The sequence below is a fragment of the Amycolatopsis sp. NPDC006125 genome, assembly GCF_040614195.1.
GTDB classification, from domain to species: domain Bacteria; phylum Actinomycetota; class Actinomycetes; order Mycobacteriales; family Pseudonocardiaceae; genus Amycolatopsis_E; species Amycolatopsis_E tucumanensis.
Genome location: NZ_JBEXTZ010000002.1, coordinates 92,649 through 116,798, shown reverse-complemented (window position 1 = coordinate 116,798; position 24,150 = coordinate 92,649). Strand labels below are relative to the sequence as shown.

General features: G+C 70.4%; 23 protein-coding genes. 5 read left to right on the top strand and 18 right to left on the bottom strand.

Translation table 11 applies throughout. The features are described 5' to 3' along the window. Window positions 1-12 precede the first annotated feature (12 nt). Both ABZ193_RS01870 and ABZ193_RS01865 read left to right on the top strand, forming a co-directional pair. Window positions 13-1,191, top strand: coding sequence for a histidine kinase (locus ABZ193_RS01870; RefSeq protein WP_354708477.1), 1,179 nt, complete (start codon window positions 13-15; stop codon window positions 1,189-1,191). Continuing rightward, window positions 1,188-1,856, top strand: a complete 669-nt coding sequence (locus ABZ193_RS01865; protein WP_020415776.1) for a response regulator transcription factor — start codon at window positions 1,188-1,190, stop codon at window positions 1,854-1,856. Before ABZ193_RS01870 ends, ABZ193_RS01865 begins: the two co-directional genes overlap by 4 nt. 170 nt (window positions 1,857-2,026) lie before the next feature. Here ABZ193_RS01865 and ABZ193_RS01860 read toward each other — a convergent pair whose 3' ends face one another. From ABZ193_RS01860 to ABZ193_RS01835, 6 genes are all read right to left on the bottom strand, one after another. Then, entirely contained in the window at window positions 2,027-3,412 is a 1,386-nt protein-coding gene (locus tag ABZ193_RS01860) for an MFS transporter (protein ID WP_020415777.1), read from the bottom strand. 109 nt (window positions 3,413-3,521) lie between these two features. Next, window positions 3,522-4,322: an enoyl-CoA hydratase/isomerase family protein gene (locus tag ABZ193_RS01855; protein WP_020415778.1), complete on the bottom strand. Its 801-nt coding sequence runs from the start codon at window positions 4,320-4,322 to the stop codon at window positions 3,522-3,524. After that, window positions 4,315-5,487 (bottom strand): CaiB/BaiF CoA-transferase family protein, encoded by a 1,173-nt coding sequence (locus tag ABZ193_RS01850; protein WP_020415779.1) that lies wholly within the window; start codon window positions 5,485-5,487, stop codon window positions 4,315-4,317. The genes ABZ193_RS01855 and ABZ193_RS01850 overlap by 8 nt, the downstream gene beginning before the upstream one ends. 175 nt (window positions 5,488-5,662) lie before the next feature. Then, window positions 5,663-6,673, bottom strand: coding sequence for a LacI family DNA-binding transcriptional regulator (locus ABZ193_RS01845; protein ID WP_354708476.1), 1,011 nt, complete (start codon window positions 6,671-6,673; stop codon window positions 5,663-5,665). A gap of 355 nt (window positions 6,674-7,028) precedes the next feature. Then, window positions 7,029-8,495 (bottom strand): M81 family metallopeptidase, encoded by a 1,467-nt coding sequence (locus ABZ193_RS01840; protein WP_354708475.1) that lies wholly within the window; start codon window positions 8,493-8,495, stop codon window positions 7,029-7,031. Beyond that, window positions 8,492-9,775 (bottom strand): MFS transporter, encoded by a 1,284-nt coding sequence (locus ABZ193_RS01835; RefSeq protein ID WP_020415782.1) that lies wholly within the window; start codon window positions 9,773-9,775, stop codon window positions 8,492-8,494. Before ABZ193_RS01835 ends, ABZ193_RS01840 begins: the two co-directional genes overlap by 4 nt. Before the next feature lie 97 nt (window positions 9,776-9,872). Here ABZ193_RS01835 and ABZ193_RS01830 point away from each other — a divergent pair, with 97 nt between their 5' ends. Next, entirely contained in the window at window positions 9,873-10,886 is a 1,014-nt protein-coding gene (locus ABZ193_RS01830) for an Lrp/AsnC family transcriptional regulator (RefSeq protein WP_354708474.1), read from the top strand. Here the strand turns inward: ABZ193_RS01830 and ABZ193_RS01825 are convergent. Genes ABZ193_RS01825 through ABZ193_RS01815 form a run of 3 tightly spaced genes read right to left on the bottom strand, consistent with a single transcriptional unit; the run spans window position 10,873 to window position 15,270 of the window. Further along, on the bottom strand, window positions 10,873-12,180 hold the full coding sequence (locus ABZ193_RS01825; protein ID WP_354708473.1) for an MFS transporter: 1,308 nt from the start codon (window positions 12,178-12,180) through the stop codon (window positions 10,873-10,875). The two genes, ABZ193_RS01830 and ABZ193_RS01825, sit on opposite strands and share 14 nt — an antisense overlap. Window positions 12,181-12,212: 32 nt before the next feature. Further along, window positions 12,213-13,877 carry a dihydroxy-acid dehydratase gene (gene ilvD, locus ABZ193_RS01820; RefSeq protein ID WP_020415785.1) on the bottom strand — a complete coding sequence of 555 codons (1,665 nt, stop codon included), beginning with the start codon at window positions 13,875-13,877 and terminating at the stop codon, window positions 12,213-12,215. A 13-nt stretch (window positions 13,878-13,890) separates the two neighbouring features. Then, on the bottom strand, window positions 13,891-15,270 hold the full coding sequence (locus ABZ193_RS01815; RefSeq protein ID WP_084505976.1) for an FAD-dependent oxidoreductase: 1,380 nt from the start codon (window positions 15,268-15,270) through the stop codon (window positions 13,891-13,893). 53 nt (window positions 15,271-15,323) lie between these two features. On the opposite strand from ABZ193_RS01815, the gene ABZ193_RS01810 reads away from it, so the two are divergent. Further along, window positions 15,324-15,962, top strand: coding sequence for a GntR family transcriptional regulator (locus ABZ193_RS01810; RefSeq protein ID WP_020415787.1), 639 nt, complete (start codon window positions 15,324-15,326; stop codon window positions 15,960-15,962). A gap of 189 nt (window positions 15,963-16,151) precedes the next feature. Here the strand turns inward: ABZ193_RS01810 and ABZ193_RS01805 are convergent, their stop codons facing one another. The 5 genes from ABZ193_RS01805 to ABZ193_RS01785 are packed head-to-tail and all read right to left on the bottom strand — an operon-like array spanning window position 16,152 to window position 20,063. Next, the gene (locus ABZ193_RS01805) at window positions 16,152-16,394 is read right to left on the bottom strand and encodes a transposase (RefSeq protein WP_354708472.1); all 243 of its coding nucleotides are present in this window, start codon (window positions 16,392-16,394) and stop codon (window positions 16,152-16,154) included. A 35-nt stretch (window positions 16,395-16,429) separates the two neighbouring features. Continuing rightward, a complete protein-coding gene (locus ABZ193_RS01800; protein ID WP_020415789.1) occupies window positions 16,430-17,416 on the bottom strand; it encodes an NAD(P)-dependent alcohol dehydrogenase in 987 nt (328 codons plus the stop codon). 25 nt (window positions 17,417-17,441) lie between these two features. Then, on the bottom strand, window positions 17,442-18,986 hold the full coding sequence (locus tag ABZ193_RS01795; RefSeq protein WP_020415790.1) for an amidase family protein: 1,545 nt from the start codon (window positions 18,984-18,986) through the stop codon (window positions 17,442-17,444). A 37-nt stretch (window positions 18,987-19,023) separates the two neighbouring features. Further along, complete coding sequence (locus ABZ193_RS01790; protein WP_020415791.1) at window positions 19,024-19,509, bottom strand: nuclear transport factor 2 family protein; 486 nt, start codon at window positions 19,507-19,509, stop codon at window positions 19,024-19,026. Then, window positions 19,506-20,063: a hypothetical protein gene (locus ABZ193_RS01785; protein ID WP_020415792.1), complete on the bottom strand. Its 558-nt coding sequence runs from the start codon at window positions 20,061-20,063 to the stop codon at window positions 19,506-19,508. Before ABZ193_RS01785 ends, ABZ193_RS01790 begins: the two co-directional genes overlap by 4 nt. Window positions 20,064-20,190: 127 nt before the next feature. On the opposite strand from ABZ193_RS01785, the gene ABZ193_RS01780 reads away from it, so the two are divergent. Continuing rightward, window positions 20,191-20,838, top strand: a complete 648-nt coding sequence (locus tag ABZ193_RS01780; RefSeq protein ID WP_354708471.1) for a TetR/AcrR family transcriptional regulator — start codon at window positions 20,191-20,193, stop codon at window positions 20,836-20,838. A gap of 50 nt (window positions 20,839-20,888) precedes the next feature. Here ABZ193_RS01780 and ABZ193_RS01775 read toward each other — a convergent pair whose 3' ends face one another. From ABZ193_RS01775 to ABZ193_RS01760, 4 genes are read right to left on the bottom strand one after another with little or no spacing between them, the layout of a single operon-like run. Further along, complete coding sequence (locus tag ABZ193_RS01775; protein WP_354708470.1) at window positions 20,889-22,028, bottom strand: FAD-dependent oxidoreductase; 1,140 nt, start codon at window positions 22,026-22,028, stop codon at window positions 20,889-20,891. A gap of 17 nt (window positions 22,029-22,045) precedes the next feature. Continuing rightward, complete coding sequence (locus ABZ193_RS01770; RefSeq protein WP_354708469.1) at window positions 22,046-22,603, bottom strand: pyridoxamine 5'-phosphate oxidase family protein; 558 nt, start codon at window positions 22,601-22,603, stop codon at window positions 22,046-22,048. An 18-nt stretch (window positions 22,604-22,621) separates the two neighbouring features. Then, window positions 22,622-22,816: a ferredoxin gene (locus ABZ193_RS01765; RefSeq protein WP_354708468.1), complete on the bottom strand. Its 195-nt coding sequence runs from the start codon at window positions 22,814-22,816 to the stop codon at window positions 22,622-22,624. Beyond that, on the bottom strand, window positions 22,813-24,144 hold the full coding sequence (locus tag ABZ193_RS01760; protein ID WP_354708467.1) for a cytochrome P450: 1,332 nt from the start codon (window positions 24,142-24,144) through the stop codon (window positions 22,813-22,815). The genes ABZ193_RS01765 and ABZ193_RS01760 overlap by 4 nt, the downstream gene beginning before the upstream one ends. Window positions 24,145-24,150 lie beyond the last annotated feature (6 nt).

The following is a 24,150-nucleotide window of genomic DNA, read 5'->3' as shown; positions in this document are numbered from 1 at the left end:
ACTTTGACCAGTATGGCAGCACTGGCGACCCGGCGTTGGACGTCTCGTCACCCCCTGGCGCGGGACATCCTGTTGGCGTGTGTGGTGGTCACCTTCGGTGCCGCGGGTGAGCTGAGCGGGATGCGGGGCGAAACCGACGGGGTGCTCACCACCCGTGATGTGGTCGCGCTGCTCGTCGCGCTGCTCGCGGTGGCCGCCCGCCGGTACCACCCACCGCTCAATCTGGCGGCCACCGCCGTCGCGTCGACGGTACTCGTCATCGCGACCGGCGTGGAGCAGCCGGTGTTGTTCGTGGCCCTGGGGATCGTCACCTTCACGATGGCATTGCGCACCGACCGCCGCTCAGCGCTGGCGCTCGCGGGTTCGCTCGCCGCCTGCCTGTACACCGTCGACGCGTTCGTCAGCACGGGATCACCCTGGTCTCCCGAGAGTCTGGGACTGTTCGCCTGGATCGGGATGGCCACCGCAGCCGGCGACGCCGTCCGCAGCCGGCGCGCCTACATCGCCGAGGTCGAAGAGCGGGCCCGGCGCGCCGAGCGGACCCGCGACGAGGAAGCCGCCCGCCGGGTCGTCCAGGAGCGGGTGCGCATCGCCAGGGAACTGCACGACGTGGTCGCGCACCACATCGCGGTCATCAACGTGCAGGCAGGGGCCGCGAGCCACGTCCTCGATCGGCACCCCGAACAGGCCGGCCGGGCGCTCGCGCACATCCACGACGCCTGCGAAACCGTGCTCGGCGAGCTCTCGTCGATCGTGGGCGTGCTGCGCCAGTCGGACGACCAGGACGGCACCGAACCCGTGCCCGGGCTGGCCCGGCTCACCGACATGCTCGACGCGCTCGCCGCCGCGGGTCTCGTCGTCGAACGTGAGCAGATCGGCCACGCACGGCCGTTACCCGCTGTCGTGGACCTCGCCGTGTACCGGATCCTGCAGGAAGCGCTCACCAACGCACACCGGTACGGCACCGGCACGGCGCGCCTGACCATCACCTACGCGGTCGAGAAGATCACCCTTGACATCGTCAACCTCATCGCCGACGGACGCGCTCCTGCCGGTTCCGGCTACGGCATCCTCGGCATGCGGGAACGCGCCGCCACCGCGGGTGGCAACCTCGACGTCCGGGCCGGGCCGGACGGCCGTTTCACCGTGCACGCCGAACTGCCCGCCCCGACCTTGAAAGCCGCACTATGACGATCCGGGTGCTTCTCGCCGACGACCAGGCGCTCATCCGCGCCGGCTACCGGATGATCCTCGACGCCGAACCCGGCATCGAGGTCGCCGGGGAAGCCGTCAACGGACGCGACGCCGTGTTCCTGGCCCGTACGACCCGTGCCGACGTCGTGCTCATGGACATCCGCATGCCCGAGGTCGACGGCATCGAAGCCACCCGCCGGATCGCCGCCGACGACGACCTGGCCGGCGTGCGCATCCTCGTCCTGACAACGTTCGAGAACGACGAGAACGTCCTGCACGCCGTCCGCGCCGGGGCGAGCGGCTTCCTCGGCAAGAATGCCGGGCCCGACGAGCTGGTCCACGCCGTCCGCGTCGTGGCCGCCGGTGATGCGCTCCTGTCCCCGAAAGCCACCCGCAGCCTCGTGCAGCACGTCCTCGGCCAGCCCGTCGCCCAGCCGGCCGCCGCACTCGACCACCTCACCGACCGGGAACGTGAGATCGTGGTCCTCGTCGCGCACGGACTGTCCAACGACGACATCGCCGAGCGTCTGCACCTGTCCCCGTTGACCGCCAAGACCCACGTCAACCGCGCTATGACCAAGGTCGCCGCCCGCGATCGGGCTCAACTGGTCGTCTTCGCCTACCAGAACGGTCTCGTCCGCCCGGGCGACCCACCTCCCTGAGGCGAACCCGCGAGGTTTGGCTGCCCGTTGGCGCACCCGTCGGCCGGTGCACCCGCGCAACCCCGTCGGACACCTCGGCGAAGGTTCGCTGCCGATCCGCGGAGATCGTCATCACCTGGGTGTGGGTGCCCCGAGACCAGCCGGGTCGGGGCACCCACGCTCGACGGCGCTCACCCGCCCTCGCCTGGCTTCGCGGAAGCCGGCACGCCGCAGCCCGCGCCTGCGCCCGGGCTCTCGACCGGGCTGTCCAATGCGGACAAGGACATGCCCTTCGTCTCCCGGGTCGCGACCACCGCGATGGTCGAGATGATCGCGGCGACCGCCAAGTACAGCGCGATCGGGATCGACGAACCGAAGCTCTTGAGCAACGTCGCGGTGATGAACGGCGCCAGGGAGCCCGCGAAGATCGACGTCGTCTGGTAGCCGAGTGACACGCCGGCGTAGCGCATCCGCGTCGGGAACAGCTCGGCCATCATCGCCGGCTGCGGCGCGTACATCAGGCCGTGCACGGCGACCCCCAGCACCAGCGCCAGCACGATCAGTACCGGGGATCCGGTGTCCATCAGCGGGAACCCGGCGAAACCCCACCCGATCATGGCGACCGAACCGGCGAGGAACACCGGACGGCGGCCCCACCGGTCCGCGAGATGGCCGAACAACGGAACCAGCACCATGTGCGCGAGGTGCGCGAACACCAGCAGCAACAGGATGTCGGTCGTGCTGCTGCCCACCCGCAGCGCCAGGTAAGTGATCGAGAACGTCACCACCACCTGGTACAGGATGTTCTCACCGACCCGCGCGCCCATCGCCACGAGGACACCGCGCGGGTACTGCCGCACCACCTCGATGATCGAAGTCCGCTCGTTCTCCCGCGCCTGCGCCTTCTCCAGCGACTCCAGGAAGATCGGAGCCTCCTCCACCTGCGTGCGGATGTAGTAACCGATCAGCACGATGACCGCCGAGGCCCAGAACGCGGTGCGCCAGCCCCAGGACAGGAACTGCTCCGGTGAGAGCACTCCCGACAGCCCGAGCAGGACCACTGTCGCGACCAGGTTGCCGATCGGCAGCCCCGCCTGGGGCCAGCTGGACCAGAACGCCCGGCTGCGGTCCGGGCTGTGCTCCCCCACCAGCAACACCGCGCCACCCCACTCGCCGCCGAGGGCGAAGCCCTGTACGAACCGCAGGAGCACCAGGATCATCGGCGCCCAGTACCCGATGGAAGCGAAGGCGGGAACACAGCCGATCGCGAACGTCGCCGCCCCGACCAGCAACAGGCTCAGCTGCAGGAGCTTCTTCCTGCCGAGACGGTCACCGAAGTGCCCGAAGACGATCCCGCCGAGCGGGCGGGCTACGAAGCCCACCGCGTAGACGAGCAATGCGTTGATCACACCGTCGAGCGGCTCGTCGGACTGCGGGAAGAACAACGCGCCGAAAACCAGTGCCGAGGACGCCGAATAGAGCAGGAACTCGTACCACTCGGCCACGGTGCCGGCCATCGAGGCCGCCACGACCTTGCGCAGCCCGCTCGGCGGCGGGCTCGCTTGCTGTGCTCGCATGGGTGACTCCTTTGTCGATGAGGAACTGCACAACCGGTTGTGCAGCGCGGATGAAACGGTCGGCGCGCGGCACCGTCCGTGGACGGGCGGTCAGAAGTAGTGTGGCGGGTCAGCGACCGCGGAAGTGAGGCGGTCGCTTGTGGACGAACGCCGCGATCCCTTCCCTGCCGTCCGCCGACTCGAACAGAGCGGACAGCTTCGCCCTCTCCAGCTGGAAACCCGCGCCAGCCGACGCTTCCGCCGCGGCCGGCACGGCGGCCGTGACCGCCTCGCGGATCGCGGCGACGGCCAGTGGCGCCTGCTCGGCGAGGGTGGTGGCGATCTGGGCCGCCCGGGCCGCGAGTTCGTCCTGGGCGCAGCGGTGGGTGACGATGCCTGCCGCCTCGGCCGCCTCCGCGTCGAGGCGCTCGCCGGACATCACCAGCCACTTGGCGCGGTTGGGTCCCACGTGCCAGGTCAGCCGCTGCGTACCGCCCCACCCCGGGAGCAGCCCGAGGGAGACCTCGGGCAGACCGAACGACGCCTCGTCCGCCGCGACCACGACATCGCAGCTGAGCACGAGTTCGAACCCGCCCCCGAGCGCCAGACCGTTCACCGCCGCCACGACGGGGACCGCACATTTCGCGATCCGGTCGCACAACTCGTTGCACCGCTGAGTGAAGGCGTCGAACGACACGCGGTCCGCGTCGGCGTAGAACGCGATGTCGGCACCGGCGGCGAAGGCCTTGCCCGCGCCGGTCAGCACGATCGCGCGAATGGCGGGATCGCCCTCCAGTTCGGTGAGCGCGTTTTCGAGCGCGTCCACGACAGCGGCGTCGATCGCGTTGTACTTCTCCGGCCGGTTGATCGTGACGACCGCGATGGGCGCGGACCGCTCGACCAGCACCGGGCAGGGCGCCGTGTCAGCCATGCACCGCACCGCCTTCCATCAGGCGGGCGATTTCCCCAGCGGAGTACCCGAGTTCGGCGAGGACCTCCCCGGTGTGCTCCCCGAGCGCCGGGGGCAGGCGGCGGATTCCCGGGCGCTGCCCGCCGTAACGGATCGGGTGGGCGAGGACCTGGACCGGACCTGCCGACGGGTGGTCGAAGGACAGGAACGTCTCGTTGTGGCGCACCTGCGGATCTGCCACCACGTCGTCATAGCTGTTGACCGGCGCGTGCCAGATACCGAACTCGGCGAAGCGCTCGGTCCAGTACCTCGTGCTCTTCCGGGCGAGCAGTTCGGCGATACGCGTGTTGATCTCCTCGCGCATCGCGTACTCGGCGTCGGGTTCGACTCCGCGGAACCACGGTTCCTCCAGCACCTTGCTCAGGGCGTCGGTGCTGGTCAGGGAGATCGTGAGGTGCCCGTCGGCCGTGGCGAACACGCCGTAGGGCGCCTTGTAGAACGGCGAGGAGATCCCGCTGGTGCTCCGCTGCCCGCGGAAGCCGTTCAGGTGGTACGACAACGGTTCGATCTGCAGGTCCAGCGCGGCGTTGAGGAGGTTGCTCTCCACCCTGGTGCCTTCGCCGGTGCGCTCGCGTCCGTGCAGGGCGGCGAGGATGCCCAGTGCGCCGAGCACGGCACCGTGCTGGTCGACCAGCGAGGCACCCACGGGGGTCGGCGGCCCGGACGCCGGGCCGGTCGCCGACGCGAGCCCGGACAGCGACTGGATGAGCACGTCCTGTCCGGGGCGATCCTTGTACGGGCCGTCGGACCCGTAACCCGACAGCGAGCAGTAGACCAGCCGGGGGTTGGTCCGGCGCAGCTCTTCGTAGCCGAGCCCCAGCCGGTCCATCACTCCTGGGCGGAAACTCTCGATGAGCACGTCGGCGCTGTCGATCAGCCGGCGCAGCACCGCTTTCCCTTCGTCGTTCTTCAGGTCGACAGCCATGCTGCGCACGTTGCGGTTGCCGAGCAAGAAGAACACCGACACACCCTCGACGTAGGCGTCCGGGCCGGACCAGCCGCGCTCGAAGGCACCCTGCGGCGGTTCGACCTTCACGACGTCCGCGCCGAGGTCGGCCAGGATCTGCGTCGCCGAAGGGCCTTGCAGGAAATGGGTGAAACTGACGATCTTGATTCCGGAAAGCATTGTCGCCCTCGTCCTGTCAACGAGGAGCCTCAGCCGACGCGCATCGGCAAGGGATCGCGGTTGTGGGCAGGGGCAGCTGCGAAGCGATCCCGGGGCTCCGAACGGGAAAGTCCGGGCTCGAGTGAAGTGCCACAGTGGACACTGCCGACGATGGTAAGCGGTGGCCGCCTCCCGGTCAAGGGACCGGCCGCGTCGACTCCCGGACGATCAGCTCCGGCGCCGGCTCCTCGACCACGACATCGCCGAGTCGTTGTCCCGCAAGGTGGTCGAGCAGCATTCCACACGCGCGGCGCCCCAGGGCGCGCAGCGGCATCCGCACGGTGGTGAGGGCGGGCGCCCAGGTTTCGGCGACCCAGGTGTCGTTGATCGCGACGACCGACAGGTCCTCGGGCACCCGGACACCCAGGCGGCTCAGCGCCGACAACGCCCCGATTCCGGCGTTGACACTCGAGACCACCAGCGCGGTCGGCCGCGCCTTCCGCTGCATCATCCTGGTGACGGCCGCGGCGCCACCAGGAGCCTCCCAGCCGGAGCGCTCGACCCACGACGGACGCACCCGGAGTCCCGCCGCGCGCATGGTCTCGGTGAAACCGTGGTGACGACGGACGGCGGTGTCGTGGTCGGCCACACCGGCGAGGTGACCGATGCGTTCGTGACCGAGGTCGATCAGGTGCCGGGTCGCCGTCGCGGCCCCGCGGACGTCGTCGAGAACGACCGAGCCCGCGCGCCCGGCCAGCTTGGAGTTGATCAGCACCACCGGCGGATCCCCGGCGAGCACCTCACGCAGGCGCTGGTCGTCGAAATCCTCACGCCGTTGCAGGAGAACCCCGTCCACCCGGCCTTCGGCGACCAGCCGGCGCAACTGGTCGCGGCCGGCCGGCGGCGGGTCGATCTGACCCAGCAGCACCGACATGCCCGCCTCGCCCGCCCGGTCCTGCACGCCCGCCAGCATCTCGGCGAACACGGCGTTGTTCACGTCCGGGACGATCAGGCCCACGGCGCCCGACTTGGCGAACCGCAACGCCCGCGACCGGTGATTGGGCACGTACTGGAGCTCCTCGGCGACCGCGCGCACCCGACGGCGGGTCTCCTCGCTCATCCGGGTCCTGAAGTCGCCCGTCAGAGCACGCGAAGCCACCGCCTTGGACACCCCCGCCGCCTCGGCGACCTCCCGCAACGTGGCCATGGGCTGGAGCATATCGCGATCGGACACCGCCGGCACAACCGGTTGCGCCGGTGCACAACCGGTTGTGCACCGGCATCCGCCGTGCTTTACTGCCTCCGGGTTCGAGTGAGCACCATCGATGTCAGCGAGGCCACCGATCCGGCGGGCAGCCGGTCGCCCTGGCCTCGCCCACGGAAGCCAGGAAAGGCTGATCGGCCATGAACTAGGAACGCCTCGTGAGCACTGGGGTCATGCGCTGCGGCTGGGACCGTCGCTCCCAGCCGAGTGCGTGTTGCGGGGAGGTGCCGCCGAACGCCAGGGCACTCCCCCGCCGGGGGCGCGCACCTGCGCCGACCGTCCCGGGGCCCGGAGACGGTCACGACGCTCGCTGAGGTCCGCGATCCGCCGCCCGCCCGGCGGGAGTGATCCGCACCTGTGGCGGCAGCTTCGTCCACACCAGATCCGCTGGATCGGCGGCCATCACCCCGGGAGCCTTCGCGACCAGGATGTGGGCGGCCATCGGGGCGAAGTCACCGCGGAAGTGGACGGAGCTCTTGACCACGACGATCCGCTGGCGCTCGGGCTCGATCCCGACCATCCGGAACAGGTTGCGGTCGAACACCTGCGTCCGTCCGGTCGTGACGCCGATCCGCACGGAACCGTGGCGCAAGCACGCCGAGGGGCCGAGGTCGACGACGTTGCCGTGCATCATCGGGCCGTCGAAGCGGCAGCGGCCGTCCGACAGGTGCTCCACCGTGAACCGGCCGTGCACGGGGCTGTCACCGGGCACGGCCGGTTCCCCGCCGAGCGGCACGGTGATCGTCGCGCCGACCCCGGCCGCGTGGGCGGCGGCGGCCACCTCCGGGTCGGTGAACAGGCCGATCGCCGCGGGGCCGGTGTCCGCGGCGAGCAACGCCTTGAGCAGCCCGGTGGTCCGCGCGGTCCCGCCCGCCCCGGGGTTGTCCTGGGTGTCGGCGATGACGACCGGCCCGTCGGTGCTGAGCCGGATCGCCTCGGCGACCGCCTGCCGGGCGTCGGGCAGCGCGATCGCCCAGTCCGCTTCGCGGCTGGTGACGTGCTCGTGGACCCGGTCGACCTCCTCGGCCACCCCGTCGCCGCCGTAGCCGAACACCACCGGACCGCAATCGGGGATGTCCGCGGCGGGAAACCCCGCGGCGAAGGACATTCCCTCCGCCAGTCCACGGTAGACGGTGGAGGCCGGCTCCAGATCGGTGCAGCCGGCGTTGATCGGGATGAGGAACGGCACCCGCCGCCACACCGGCCGGAGTTCCTCACCGGCGATCCGCCGCGCGAGCAGCCCCGCCGCGCGAGCACCGGTCTCCGCCATGTCGACGTGCGGGTAGGTGCGGTAGGCGACCAGCGCGTCTGCCGAGGCGAACATCTCCCCGGACAGGTTCGCGTGCAGGTCCAGGCTCGCCACGACGGGCACGTCGTCGCCGACGACCGCGCGCAGCCGGCGCAACAGCTCACCCTCACCGTCGTCGTGGTGCTCGGTGACCATCGCGCCGTGCAGATCCAGGTACACCGCGTCCGGCCGGGCGGCGCGGGCCGCGCCGAGGATCTCCCCGGTGATGCGCTCGTAGGCGTCGGCGGTCACCGGCCCGGACGGCGACGCGGCCGCCCAGATCACCGGCAGCACGGTCACGTCCCGCATCGCGCGCAGGAAACCGCCGATCGGCAGGTTCACGTTCGCCAGCCGCAGCACGTCCTCGCCACGGCACAGAGCCGGGAACCCCTCCCCGTTTTGAAAGTTGGCGTAACCGGCGGGAGTGTCGGCGAACGTGTTGGTCTCGTGCTGGAAACCAGCGGCCAGAATCTTCATCGTGCCTCGTTCCGCAGTGTGGTGAACAGGATGAGCAGCCCCCCGGCCAGCAACAGGGCGACCATTGACAGCAGACCCGCCTCAGTGCTCCCGGTGGCCTGTTTGACGTAACCGATCAACGTGGGGCTGAAGAAGCCGCCGAGAAGCCCGATGCTGTTGATCAGGGCGATGCCGCCCGCCGCGGCGGTGCCGGTCAGGTACGCCGACGGGATCGCCCAGAAAACCGTGTACGAGCCCCACATCGCGGCCGTGGCGATGATCATCGCGAGCATCGAGACCGCGAACGACTGGGCGGTGAGCGCGGCCACCGCCAGCCCGGCGGCGGAGACCAGCGCCGGGACCGCGCTGTGCAGGCGGCGTTCCCCGCGGCGGTCCGAGCGGCGGGACAGCCAGAACATCGCGACCAGCGAGCACGCATACGGCACCGCAGTCCAGAGTCCGATCTCGACGGTACTGGCGAGGCCGTTCTCCCGCAGGATGGTCGGCAGCCAGAAGCTCACCGCGTACAGGCCGCTGATCAGGCAGAAGTAGCCGACGGCCAGAGCGTAGACCTTCGGATCGGTGAGCACCCGCCGGAAACTGTGGTGGCGCGTGGTTTCGGGCCCTGTCACGTCCGCGGCGATCCGGGCCTTCTCGGCCGGGGTGAGCCAGCGGGCTTCGGCGGGCCCGTCGGGCAGCACCTTCCACACCACGAACGCCAGGACCACGCACGGCAGGCCCTCGACGAGGAACATCCACTGCCACCCGGCGAGCCCGAACCCGCCGTCGAACGCGGTGATCACGAGCGACGACAGCGGCCCGCCGATCATCGAACCGAGCGGCCCCGGGATCATCAGCACCGACATCGCCGCCGCCATCCGCGCCGGCGGGTACCAGTAGGTCAGGTAGAAGATGATCCCGGGCGCGAACCCGGCCTCGAACACGCCGAGCAGGAACCGCAGCACGTAGAAGCTGGTGCTGTCGTGCACGAACAGCATCGAGGCCGAGGTCAGGCCCCACAGCAGCATGATGCGGAACACCGTCTTGCGGGTGCCGATCCGCTGCAGCAGCAGGTTGCTCGGCACCTCGAAGAGCACGTAGCCGAGGAAGAAGATTCCGGCCGCCAGTCCGTAGACCGACTCGCTGATCCCGACGTCGGTGGTCATCTGCAGCTTGGCGAAGCCGATGTTCACGCGGTCGAGGTAGGCGAAGACGTAGCACACCACGAGCAACGGCAGGATCCGGCGGCCGACCTTGCGGTACAGCGCGTCCGGGACGACTTTGCCGGAGATGTCGACCATGGTCACTCCCTGGTCCGGTGATTTCCGATTACACTCCAGAAGAACCCGGAGTTCCTCGGAAAATCGACGGATAATGACGGTGGAGGCGCGCCGGACGATGGATAGTGACACCCAGCTGCTGAACGAGACGGATCTGGCGCTGGTGGACGCGCTCCAGGTCAACCCGCGGGCCAGCTGGACGAGCCTCGCCGAAGCGCTGGACCTCGCGCCGGTCACGCTGGCGCGGCGCTGGCAGCACCTGGTGGAGTCCGGCTCGGCCTGGGTCACGGTGGCGCTGAGCAACAGCGCGATGCGCGGCGCGCTGCTGGAACTGACGTGCCGTCCGGGGACGGCGGAGCGCGTCGCACTGGCTCTCGCCGAGCTGCCGAACGTGTCGACGGTCGGAGTCACCACCGGCGAGTTCGGGGTGTTCGCGCTGGTGCTGGCACCGACCCTGCCCGCCATCGCCGAGGTTCTGGTGCGCACGTTGCCCATGCCGCCGGACGTCGTGAACGCCCGCTCGTACGTCTACAGCGGACTTTTTGGCGGGGTGGTGTGGCGGCTCGGCGTGATGAACCGCGCCCAGACCGAGCTGGTCCGCGAGCCCGCCGGGCCGGCACCGGAGCAGATCCGTCCGTTCGGCCCGGCCGACCGCGCGCTCTTCCTCGCGCTGGGGCACGACGGGCGGCGCCCGTACACGGAGCTGGCCGCGGAGCTGGGCACGTCGCCGCAGGCGGTCAAGCGCCGGCTCGACCGCCTGCGGCGGCACGGCGACATCACGTTCCGGTGCGACGTCGCCCGCCCGCTCGCGGGGTGGGAGTCCATGGCACTGCTGTGGCTGGCGGTGCCGGACCTTCACGTGCGCGAGACGGGCCGCAGGCTGGGCGCCTGGCCCGAGACCCGGCACTGCGCCGCGGTCCCCGGTCCGGCGAATCTCTCCCTGATCGTGAGCCTGCGGTCTCTGGACCACCTCGGAAAGCTGCTCATCCGGATCGCGGTGGACTGCCCCGAGGCGGCCGTGGTGGACCGCAGGATCGTGCTGCGGCAGGTCAAGGTGCACGGCCGGATCGTCGACGAGCTGGGCCGCAGCACCCGCGTCGTCCCCGTCGATCCCTGGGCTACCCCGTCGTGACCGTCGGGCGCGTGCCGGCGGACTCGATGTCGCGGCGCCGGGTTTCGGGGCCCACGGCGAGCGCGACGAGGGTGAGCACCGTCAGCACCCCCAGGTACACCGCGACCGGCCACCAGTGGCCGGACCAGGCGAGCAGCGCGGTCGCGATCAGCGGCAGGAACCCGCCCGCCAGCACCGAACCGATCTCGCGGGCGAACGCGAATCCGGCGAGCCTGGTCCTGGTCTCGAACAGCTCCGCGAACCACGCCGCCTGCGGCGCCAGCATCGCCGGGTAGCAGATGCCGAGTCCCACCACGAACCCGACGACGACGGCCACCGGCTCGCGGGTTTCCAGCAGGAGGAAGAACGGCACGGTCCACAGCGCCGACGCGACCGCGCCGGCCGCGTAGACGGGCCGCCGTCCCCATCGGTCGGACAGCCAGGCGAACAGCGGCACCCCACCCACCTGGACGGCCGAGGCGATGATCACCGCGGTCAGCCCGAGCGAGTCGGACAGGCCCAGCTGCTTGGTCAGGAACGCGACCGCGAACACGGGGAACAGGTAGGCGAAGCCGTTCTCGGCGAACCGGGCACCGATGACGACCAGGAAGCTCTTCGGCTGGTACCGCAGCGCGGCGAACAGTCCCGTCTTGGTCTCCTCGGCCTGCTTCGCGGTCCTGAACGCGGGAGTCTCGTCCACGCCGCTGCGGATGAAGTAGCCGATCGCGAGCATGACGATCCCCAGCAGGAACGGCACTCGCCAGCCCCACTGGCGGAACTGTTCGTCGGGCAGCAGCAGGAACAGCTGGTAGATCCCGGTCGCGAGCAGGGTGGCGAGCGCGAACCCGGCCGGGGCCCACGCACCGGCCAGCCCGCGTCGCCGCTGGTCGCCGTGCTCGACCGACAGCACGACGGCGCCGGCGTACTCGCCTCCGGCGCCGAAGCCCTGCACGAGCCGCAACAGGATCAGCAGGACCGGCGCCCACGCGCCGATCTGGTCGTAGGTGGGCAGCACACCGATCAGCGCGGTCGCGACGCCCATCAGCACGATCGTCAGCACCAGCATCGTCTTGCGGCCGAGCCGGTCGCCGAGATTGCCCAGCACGATGCCGCCCAGCGGCCGGGCCAGGAATCCGACGGCGTAGGTGGCGAACGTGGCCAGTGTGCCCGCGACCGGGCTGATCGCGGGAAAGAACAGCTTGTTCAGGATCAGCGCGGCGGCCGTGCCGTAGATCAGGAAGTCGTACCACTCGAGTGTGGTACCGACGAGGGCGGCGATCCCGGCTCTACGGGCGTGCCGTCGGGATTCGGTCATGAAAGGCAGCTCCTTCGGTGGCCGGGGAAAGGTCAGTGGCGGGCGGGACGGCGCAGGACCGCGCCCCGCTGGATCGGGCCGACGAGTGCCGCGTACTGGCCGAGCCAGCCGCGTTCGCTGCCGGGATCACCGGCGGTGACGGGCTTCCCGTCGCGTATCGGCTCCGCGTCGATCAGCCGTGCGTCGAGGTCGATCGAGATGGCGTCCCCGTCCTGCACTCCGGCGAGCGGCCCGCCGTCGGCGGCTTCGGGCATCACCTGTCCCACGACGAGCCCGTGGTTGAGCCCGGACAGTTCGCCGTCGGTCACCACGGCCACCTGGCCGCCGAGGCCGGCGCCGTTGAGCGCGGCCACGAAGCTCGCGGCGAACACCGTGCCCGGGCCGCCCCTCGGGCCCATCCCGCGCAGCACGATCACGTGTCCCGGCTCGATCTCTCCCTGGCCGAGCGCGGCGATGGCCTCGTCCTCACCCGCGAAGACCCTGGCCGGCCCGCGGAACTGCCGCCGTGCCGCGCCCACCCCGGCGACCTTGACGATCGCACCGTCCGGCGCCAGCGATCCACGCAGGATCAGCAGGCCCGGCTCGTCGGCCACGGGTTCGTCCAACGGGTGCACCACGTCGCCGTCCGGTCCGGCCACGTCGGCGATCAGCTCGGCCACGGTGCTGCCGGACACCGTCAGCGCGCCGGTGTGCAGCCTCGGTGCCAGCGCACGCAGTACGGTGCGGACCCCGCCGACCCGGTCGAGGTCCCACACCTGATGTGTCCCGTTGGGACGGATGGCGGCGAGTTGTTTCGCGCCGCGGCCCTTCTCCTCGAACAACGCGACGACGTCGAGGTCGAGGTCGGCCTCCGCGGCCACGGCGGTGAGGTGCCGGATGCAGTTGACTGAGCCGCCCAGCGCCAGCGCCACCTCCACCGCGTTCTCGATGGCGTCGCGTGTGAGCACCTGGCGGGCGGTGAGTCCTTCCCGGACCAGCTCGACGGCGCGCCGCCCCGCGGCCGCGGCGCGTTCGAGCATCGCCGGGGAGTTCGCACGGGTGGGCGCGGAACCCGGCATCGTCATGCCCAGGGCCTCGGCGAGCACGTGCATCGTGTTCGCCGTCGCCAGTCCCGCGCACACGCCGGGCCCTTCGATCGCCTGGTCGGCCATCTCGCCGAGGTCGTCCACGCTCAGCTTCCCGGAGGCGACCGCACCCACCGATTCGTACACCGAGTCGATGTCCACCGAACAGCCGGAGAACGTCCCTCCGCGCTGGTAGCCACCGATGACGACCACCGAGGGCAGGTCGAGCCGCGCGGCGGCCATCAGGTGGGCCGGGGTCGTCTTGTCGCAGCTCGACAACAACACCATGCCGTCGAGCTGCGCACCCTCGACGGCGGCTTCGACGTCGTTGACGATCAGGTCGCGGGTCGGCATCAGGTAGCGCGCTTTGCGGCCCGCGCTGGTGACGAAATCGGACGGCGCGGTCGTCCGGATCTCCAGCGGCAGCCCACCCGCCTCGCGGATAGCGCCGGCGACCACTTCCGCCACGTCGTCGAGGTGCGCGAAGCACACCGACAACTTCGACGAGGTGTTGACGACCGCGATCTTGGGCTTGCGCTGGTCCTCGGCGCTGATGCCCATCGCGCTCCACTGCGCGCGGCGCACGGCCCACCGGGTGGTGCCGGGCTCGAAGTTGCTCCGCAGCTGTTCCATGGTGTTTCTCCAGTCAGGAAAGGGAAAGGGCGCTTCCGCCGGCGGCCATCACCGACCGGATCTCGCGGCCGTCGAGCCCGCGGTAGGGCAGGTCCTTGTCCAGCGACATCACGGTCGCCACCGCGGCCGCGTGGCCGTATTCGAAGCACTGCGCGGTGACCCGCGCCGAGGCGAGTGCCTCGTGCTCGGCGCTGAGGCAGCGGCCGGCGACGATGACGCCCTCGCCGCGCTCGGGCACGAGCGCGCCGTAGGGCACCTCGTAGTAGTCGTCCAGCAACCAGGTCAGTTTTGGCCGGTCACCGGCGTGCAGCTCGATCGGCCACGGCACCCGGCAGATCCCGTCCTCGCGCTTGCGTGCCGCGAGGACGTCCTCGTTGGACAACCGCTCGATCCCGGCGATCGTGCGGGTCTGCCGGATCCCCGCCTCGACCCCCGTGTCCACGACGAACGCGTTCTCGCAACCGGGGATCCGATCGATCAGGAACCGCGCGTACGACCGGACCTGCCGCCGGCCCAGTATTTCGGCTTCGGTGAAGTCCGCGGGGTCGATCACGTTGAGCATCCGGCCGTCGCGGCCGGCCAGCCGGGTCGCGTTGACCAGCAGCTCGCCGGGCCTGGGAGTGGTGAAGATCCAGATCTTCTGCCGCGGCAGGTCCAGCCCGGCGCCTCGCGCCCGGAGGATCTCCTCGGTCACGTATGGCGGGCAGATGGTGTCCTCGCCGTAGAACTCCAGGAACCGCTCGACATCGACGTTGCCGAGGCGGAAGAACATGGTCGGGTTCTGGATCGCGCCGTTGTCGCCGAAGGTGTAGCGGTGCCCGGCGCGGGCGACCACAGCCGCGTCGCCCGATGCGTCGATCGTCCTGGCAGCGAGCACCACGGCCCGGCCGGCGTTCGACTCGACCACCACCCCGCGGTGGGTGTCGCCGTCAAGGACGACGGCGGCGACGGCCGTGTGGTAGAGCACCGTGACGCCCGCGCCTTCGAGGAGGTCGTCCGCGACCTCGCGCCACACGAGCGGATCGTGCGCGACGGTCCAGGTCTTGCCGTAGACCTGCGGCGCCGTGAGGCCGCCCCGGGCGGCCAGTTCCCCGCGGAACCGCTCGGTGAACCCCGCGACGACCTGCCTCGGCTCCCGGTCGGCATCCGAGGCCAGGTACATGCCGCAGATCGTGCCGGACATCCCGGCGACCGCCGCGCCGCCGGCGAAGCCGTACTTCTCCACGACGAGCACCGACTTACCCGCCTCGGCCGCGACCACCGCCGCCGCGACCCCGGCCGCACCGGCCCCGACGACGAGCACGTCGACCTCGGCCAGCACTTCGAGTCCCCGGTCGGCCGGACCACCGGTCAGCGACCAGCGCGATATATTGGTCATGTACCGGTTGTACATCGCCGGTCGCGGTATTGTCCAGGCCCAGCGCGTGGAACGAGGAGGAGGCACCCGTGGCGAACAAGGCCGACCAGGCCTACGACGTGCTGGAACGCATGATCACGTTCCAGGAACTCCCGCCTGGTTCGCTGCTGTCGGAGGCCCGGCTGATGGAACGCACCGGGCTCGGCCGCACGCCGGTGCGTGAGGCGCTGCAACGGCTCGCACGCGAGCGCATGGTGGAGATCCACCCTAGCCAGGGCGTGTTCGTCGCCCCGACGTCGATCGAGGCGCAACTCAAGGTGCTCGAACTACGCCGTTCCATGGAGGAGCTCGCGGTGCGCCTCGCCGCCCACCGGGCCACGACGGAGCAGCGTGAGCGCATCCTGGCGCTCGCCGAGGTGCTCAGCGAGTTCGACGGCGACGACCCCAGGCGGTTCGGGGAGCTGCTCAAGTCGACCCACACCCTGATCGTCGAGGCCGCGCACAACGAGTACCTGTCGGTGGCGATGGCCCCGCTGCAAGGGCTCTCCCGCCGGTTCTGGTTCGCCCACCTGCGAAACCCGAAGGCGGAACTGGCCGAAGCGGCCGACCTCCACGGGGACATCCTCCGCGCCATCTGCCACGGCGATCAGGCCAAGGCCTCCGAAGCCTCCCTCAGGCTGAACGACTACCTGACCGACTTCACCTACCGGACCCTGCGGGACCAGTGAATCAAGAGCATCGGGTAGTGACGTACGTCGGCGGCCGCGGGGCGGCCCGCACAGGCCCGCGGCGGACGGGCGCCGGGGCCGGGGACGTGCAGGTGGGCCATGAGCGGTTCGAACATCGGCGAGTCCGCGGCCTGCCCGGCGGTGAGCAGTTGGCGGCCGCTGCCGCCCCGGGAGCGGCCGATGGCATGGTCAGGCGGCTCGGTTCCAGTCGATCTCACCGGCTGCGCCCGCGGTGGCCGGCAGTGTGCCGAACACCGCCGGCACATCCCGCCCCGCGATCCCGGACCGGTAGCGGCAGATGATCCCCTCCATCATCGCCCGGGCGTCCGGGAACGGCCTACCCGGCCGCACCGGCAGCAAGTTCTCGATCAATGCCCACTGCTCATCCGAGAGCAACTCACACCGCGACACGACCAGCTCGATCCCAGCCACCAGCCGGAACCTCTGCCAGGCACGCCGAGGGCCCGTCAGCTGGCCGCCGAGCCGTCGATGTCGATGATGTGCTTGCCACGCACGCCGCCCGCTTCGACCGCGCGGTGGGCTTCGGCGATGGCGGACAGCGGGTGCACGCCGTCGACGACCGGTCGCAGCTCTCCGCTCTCGGCGAGCCGGGCGGCCTCGGCGAACAGTTCCCGCTTCGGGTTGCCGCTGAAGAACCGCACCCGGCGGGAGCCGTGCACCACCGACGCGGCGATGTAGGCGAGCGAGCGCGCGATGTGCTTGCGGTCGAAGGAGATCGCCACCATCCTGCCCGTGGGCGTCAGCAGCCGGCGGAACGCGGCGAGCTCGGTGCCCACGGTGTCGAACACGACGTCGAACGAACCGAGGTCGGCCGGCCCCGCGGTCGTGTAACTGACCACCTCGTCAGCGCCGAGGCCGCGCACGAAATCCAGGTTGGACGGTCCGGCCAGCCCGGTGACGTGCGCGCCCATCGCCTTGCCGACCTGCACGGCGAGGCTGCCGGTGCCCCCGCTGGCCCCGCGCACCAGGAGGCGCTCGCCACGGGCGAGGTGCGCCTTGTCGCGCAGGCCGATGATCGGCACGACCGCCACCACCAGCGACGCCGCTTCGACCGGGGTGAGGCCGGCCGGAGCGCGCGACACGCGATCCGGATCGACCGTCAGATACTCGGCCGCCGCCCCGCTCCGCGAATCGACCTCGGCGGTGCGCGGGAGCACACCCCACACGCGATCACCCGCCCGGAGACCGGAGTCACCGGAGCCGGGGTCGGCGACCTCGCCCACGAAGTCGAGCCCGATCCCCTTGGGAAAGCGCTTACCGGTCAGCAGGCGCAGCTGCCCGGCTCGGGCGCTGAGCTCGCCACCATTCACGCTGGTCGCCTGCACCCGCACCAGGATCTGACCGGGCCGCGGCTGCGGGACCGCGACCTTGCCCTCGTACAGCACGTCCGGCGGCCCGTAGCGGTCGTACTGCGCCGCGCGCATCATCGACATGTCTTCTGTCCTTTCACGACGTTCTTCATCGGTTTTCGGGTGGGCGCCGCGGCCAGCCGACTGCCCTTTCGACCGTCTCGGCCACGGTGAGCAGCCGGGTGTCGGCGAACTTCCGGCCGACGAGCATGACGCCGGCGGGCAGTCCCTCGGCGAGACCGAGCGGAAGGGTGATCGCGGGATGGCCGGTGATGTTCGTGGGCGCCGTGTTGCCGACCAGGCTCCAGGCCCGGAGCGCCCGGTCGGCGGGGTCGAGGCCGGGTGCCACCGGGTGGGCCACCACGGGCACGGTCGGCATGGCGAGCACATCGACCCCGGCGAGCGCCTTCTCGTACCCGGTGGTGATCAGGCGGCGCAGGTTCGCCGCCCGCGCGTAGCGGCTGCCGCCGCCCGCGCGTTCCGCTCCGCTGCCCATGATCAGCATGAGTTTGAGCGTCGGCGCCATGCTGTCGCCCGCCTTCTCGAATCCTCGCCGAAGGGCCTCTGCCAGCTCCGGCCAGTAGCGGCCGCCCGCGCCGAACAACGCCCCGCCGCCGCGCATCTGCCCGGCGAAACTCTCCGGGAACATGTTGAACGCGATCGGCGCGCACAACCGGTGCTCGGGCACCGAGACCGGCTCCACCGACGCACCCAGCTCGCGCAGCCGGGCGAGCGAGGCATCGAAGGCCCGGCCGACCTCCGGCGACACCCCGCCCGCCGGATCCAGTCCCTCGGCCAGCACCCCGACGCGCAGACCGGCCAGGGACGCCGGCGCCGACTCGACCGCCGCCACGGCGTCGAGCCGGGGCAGCTGCGCGGGCTGGCGCGGGTCGGGGTCTGCGTCGTCGGTCCCGGCAAGCACCTGCAGCACGGCCGCGACGTCCGCGGTGGTGCGCGCGAGCGGGCCGACGTGGTCGAGCAGCGGCTCCCCGCCGAGCACCCCGGAGTGCGGCACCAGACCGTGCGTGGGCTTGAGACCGACGAGCCCGCACCAGGCCGCCGGGATGCGCACCGACCCGCCGGAGTCCGCGCCGAGCGCGACGTCGACACCGTCGTAGTACAGGGCCGCCGCCGACCCGCCGGACGACCCGCCCGCGGTCCGCGTGGTGTCCCACGGGTTCAGGGTCGGGCCGTAGTAGCTCGAGTCGCCACCGGGGGCGACCCCCATCTCGTCCATGTTCGTGATGGCGCAGATGTGCCCGCCCGCGTCGAGCAGGCGGCGGACCACGGTGCTGTCCCGGTCGGGCACGAACCCCTGCAACAGCGCCGACCCCGCCGTCATCGGGACACCGGCCACCGCCACGCAGTCCTTGACCGCGACGCCGACGCCGGACAGCAGCCCGCGCGCGCCCGGCTTGCGCACCGAGACCCAGCGCACGACCGCGTTGTACGGGTCCCGGCCGGCGTCGGTGTCGTCGTGCACGACGCGATCGGCCTCCGCCACCGGCGGCGGGTCCGCCCGCAGGTCGTCCATCGCGGCGATGACCGGTGCCAGGTGAGCGATCGCGGGCAGGACGCCGGCCGCACCGGAGCGCGAGATCCCCCACGAGGAGGCCAGGTCGTAGAACTCGTCCTCGCTGATGGCGTGCGACATGCGCACCCCTTTCGGTCTTCGGTGGACCTCGGCCTGGTCAGCCGAGGGGCATGAATCGTTGAGCCACCCATCCCCGGTCGAAGGGCGTGAACGAGTCGACGGTCAGGACGAGCTCGCTGATCCGCCACCCCGCCGGGGTCAGTTCGTGCTGCTCGCGGTACCGGCCCATGTGCCACGCGGCCGTCCCGTTGATCGTCAGGGGCTGCCAGAGGTACCAGGTGGACCTCGCACTGGCCAGGTCGTCGGCCACTTCGATGTCGCCGCTGACGATGTAGTGCAGTGACCACTCCAGCCTGGTCGCGACGTCGGCGAAGTGCGTGCGCAGCTCCGCGTGACCCGCGTGCCGGCCGAGCAGGTCACCCCCGTCCCACACGCACTCCGGGGTGAACAGCTCGTCGATGCGGTCGGGCGGGAAACCGCCGTCGCAGAAGCGGACGTAAGCCATCTGCAGGGCCCGGATGTCGTCCAGGGCCTCCAGGCGCGCCACCCGGGCCTCGAGTGGCGCGCTCAGCGGTTCGGTCATCCCGCCTCATCGACCTTCACGACGTTCGTCAGCTCGCCGCCCTCGGTTTCGGCGTCGATCACCGTCGCGCGGTACTCGCCGGTTTCCGGGTCGAGGGCGTAGAAGGTGGTCGGGTAGGACGCGGGCAGCTCGACCGCGATGACCTCGAAATCGGACGAGGCGTCCAGTTCGCGGTGCCGGTTGCGCGGCGGCTGGTAGAAGGCGGTCCCTGCCTCCAGGCGGACAGTGCCGACTCCCTCGAACTCGAAGAGGGCCCATCCCTTGACGATGTAGTTGAAGTGCACGTTGAGGTGGTGCATGTGCCAGGGTGCGCCCTGCCACTTGTACTCCGGGTTCGCCTTGATGACGAACGCGTTGGCCAGACCCCCGCTGTACTTGGCGACGGCAGGCAGCGGACGCAGATCCGCGGCCGGGAAGCCGGCGATCGGCTTGAAGCTGTCCGCTTCCAGGGGCATGAACATGTCCGGCTTGGCGAGCGTCGCCTCCGGCGGTGCGGGCGGCAGCGGCACCTCGGGCGCGGTTTCGGCGGTGGGGTTCTCTGCGGTCGTCGACATCGATTGACTCCCTGCTGTGATCAGTGGTGACTATGTGCAATTTAGAGTACGATTTCGTTCTCTTGTTGCTACAGTAGCCTGGTCGCGGCCGCTCGGCAAGGCGGCGACGAACCACACGAGGAGCGAGATGCCACCGCACCCGGAGCACGCCGTGGAGCCGGCCACCACGGACCCGCGTCGCGGGCCGCGCCGCCGCGGCGAGGCCCTCGAGCACGCGATTCTCACCGCGACCGTGGAGGAGCTGAGCGAGGTCGGCTACCCGGCGCTGACCGTCGACCGGGTGGCGGCCAGAGCCAGGACCAGCAAGGCCGCGATCTACCGCCGGTGGCCTGGGCTGCCGCAACTGGTGGTCGACGCCTGCGCACGGCACCGGATGACCGACTTCGCGGTGCCGGACACCGGCACCTACCGCGACGACGTCCTCGCGGTCCTGCGGGAGATGGCGACGCGGATCGCCGGGCCCTTCGGCAGTGCCATCCGCACCGTGGTCAGCGAGATCGCGCGCAACCCCGAGTTCGCGGCACTGGCCAGGGCCCAGCTCGACGTCGCCGAACAGATCATGACGACTTTGCTGGAACGCGGCATCGAGCGCGGCGAGATCGACCCGGGTGTGCGCGGCACCCGCCGGGTGACCGTCGCGACCGACCTGATCATCAAACATCTGCTGCTGGCGCCGAGTGAGGACATCGACGCCGTCATCGTCGACATCGTCGACGACATCCACCTGCCGCTCGTGCTCAAGAACACCGGCGCCGCTGACGAGCGCGGAGCGTGACCGGGGCAATGTCCACAATGGCCGGCCGAGACGGTCGCGCCGGGCACCGGTCAGCGTTGTTGGGCGAGCCTGGCGAGTTTCGGTGCCGAGATCGGGAAGTTCACTGCCGCGGCGGTGCCGAATCCGGCGTTTCGACCGCTCGCGGGCCACGTGAGCAGCGCACTCCGGTCCTCGAGGGATCCGTCCACCACGGTGGGTTCGCCGCTGGGCGGCAGCGTTCCGGCGATTCGGATGCGCAGCCCGAACATCTCCGTCCAGAAAATCGGCGCGGTGCCACCGAGCCGGGCATCCGGCTCGCGGCCGAGCAGGGTCGCAGCCGCGATCGTGGCCTGGGTCAGCGCGTTCCACCAGTGCGGGCTGCGCGTGAATCGGCCGTCCGCGCCGGGAAGACTGATGACATCGCCGGCGGCGACGATGTCCGGCGCTGCCCGGCAGCAGGGGTCGACCACGACTCCCCCGGCCAGGACGAGGCCGCTGTCCCGCAGCCACTCCGTGTTGGGCAGATCGCCGACCGCGGTGACGACGAGGCCGGCCTCGGCGAGAACGGTTCCGTCCGCCGACACCAAGCGGCCGTCCTCGATCCGCACCCCCGCCGGGGAGGTGCGGATCTTCACGCCCTTTTCGGCCGCGGCCGTCCGGCACAGGTCCGACAGCAGCGCGCCGAGGCGACCGGCCAGAGGGGTGACCTGGTCGACGACCGTCACCGATTTGCCGAGAGTCGCGGCGGTCGACGCGATCTCCATCCCGAGGAAGCCGCCACCCGCGACGGCCAGGTCGTCAGCATTTCGGAGACGGTCCCGGAGCCGGAGCGCGTCGTCGAGCGTCCGCAGCGTGATCTCATCGGCGTGCGGCGACAGCCGGCGCGCCCGAGCACCGGTCGCGATGACCAGTCCGTCATAGCCGATGGTGTCGCCGTCGCTCAGCAAGACCCGCTTGCGGCCGATGTCGAGACCGGCTGCCGTCAGGCCGGTGAGCAGGTCGAGATCATCCGCGCCGGCGAGAAAAACGCTGCTGTCGGGCTCGGCGCCACCGAGCACCCCCTTCGACAACGGCGGCCGGCTGTAGGGCGCGTGCGGTTCGTCACCGATCACGGTGATGACACCGTCGAAGGAGAACCGGCGCAGCGCCGCTGCCGTCGCCCACCCGGCCTGCGATGCCCCGACCACCACGATCCGGCGAAGCCCTGTCATCAGACCTCCCGCCCTCGTCAGGCTCGCCCACGGACGACGGCGTTGTAGTCCGCGACTTTGGTGATGGTCCTGCCGCCGTCGCCGAAATCGAGGAGGACCCGGTAGAGCATTCGGACCCGGTTGTCCGCCCACAGCCCCTGGACCGGCTCGATGCGGAAGAAGAGCTGCTGTCCCTGGTCCGGCAATTCAATGTGGTCGTAGAGGGCCGTTTCTCTCGCCCACGGGAACTGCTCCATGCTGATCTCCGCGATCCGCTGGATCTCGGCCGGATCTGTGACCAGGGTGGCGATCCCCTGGATCTGCAACGACCGGGTCTCCTGCCGCGCCGCATAGCCTTCAGGGGGAAGATGGCACACGGCATAGCTGACGTTCGGGTTCTGCCGCAGTTGCGTGCTTTTCCGGGTGTGGCGGAAGGTGTGCATGTAGACGAGGAGTCCGTCGCCGGCGATGTGCATGGCCGAGGCCGAGGGGCGGCCTTCGGAATCGATCGTGGCGAGAGTCGCGACCTCTTCGGTGCGCAACAGTTCGGTGATCGCCTCACGGATCTCTGCCACGCTCGGATCGGACTTGGGCATCGTTGCCTCCTGATGGCCTTATCGCGACAAGAGTTTCAGGGCGTTGACCGGGCAGCTGAGCACGGCGGCATGGACCGCGGCCTTGTCGGGCTCCGGCACCTCCTCGGCCTTGACCGTCAGCTCACCCTCGTCATCGACCGAGAAGAACTCAGGGGCGACAGCCTCGCACATGGCATGTCCTTCACAGCGGTTCCGATCGAGCTCGATCCTCATCGGGCTTCCCCTCCGTCGAGCCGGACCGGTACCGATTCGACCCTCCGGGTCAGGACTCCTTCGCATTTGACCCACGTGGCGTCCGGCGCGAGCCGCATGCCGGGAAACACGTCCATGAGTGCTTCGATCGCCACCCGGGCTTCGATCCGAGCCAGCGGCGCACCGATGCACGCGTGGATTCCCTTGCCGAACGCGAGGTGCGCCGCGGCGTCGGGCCGGTCGGCGCGATACGCACGCGAATCGTCACCCCATCGCTCCTCGTCATGGTTGGCGGACTGGAGGTTCAGGTAGACCTTCTTGCCCGCAGGAATGGGACACCCGGCGAGAGTCACGTCTTCCACCGCCGTGCGAACCATGAACTGGGCCGGTGAGTCCACACGCAATGACTCCTCGATGGCGTTCGGCAACAGCGATCGATCAGCGACGACCGCCTCCCACTGACTGCGATCGTCGAGCAGCCGGTACACGCAATTGGTGATCAACGCGCGAGTGGTGTCGGTCGCGGCGACGACGAGCTGGAAGACGTGGCACACGGCCTCGGGCGTCGACATCTCCGCTTCACCAGGTTCGGCGAAGCACAGGTTGTCCAGCACATCCTCGTGCCGGTCCTCGGGGCGGGCTCGCCGCTCCTCCACCAGTTGCGCCAGGAATCCCATCAGCGAAGCGAACTCCGGGAGCTCGTGCGAGGGCCCGGGAATGACACGAACGATGGCGTCGGACCACGTCTGGACCTCACGCCACGCGGGCTCGGGAATTCCGATCAGCGCGTACACGACGGCTGACGGGATGAAGTGCACGTAATCCGCGTACAGATCGACCCGGCCCGACGCAGGCAGCGCGTCGACAGCTGTGCGGACGATGTTCTCGACCTTGGGTGTGAGCCTCCGAAGGCGCACCGGGGCCAAGCTCTTCAGCAACCTGCTTCGCAGGAGCGTGTGGCCCGGCGGGTCCGCCATGGTCACGACGGTGAACGGTAGCCGCACATCCTCGGGCCCGACCGAGAAGTTGCCGCGATTGGAGAAGTTCTCGGTGTCGTCGAACACCGCCCGGACCACGTCGTCGGTGTTCGCCGCGTAGAGGTGATCGCTCACCTTGCCGACCGGGCATCCCGTCCGGGACGCCCGCATGAATTCGTCGGGCGCAGCGATGTGCCGCGGATTCAGCGGGTCGAAGAATTCAGCCGAGTCGACAGGAGTGGTCATGGCGAAGATCTGCCTTTCACGCTGGGCCACCTCGATGTAGCGCCATGCGGAACAGTAGACCGCATCACGCGACATCAATGCAAGCAACAGAAGACCCGGGAGCCGCTCAGCCGGATCTGGGATCATGCCGGT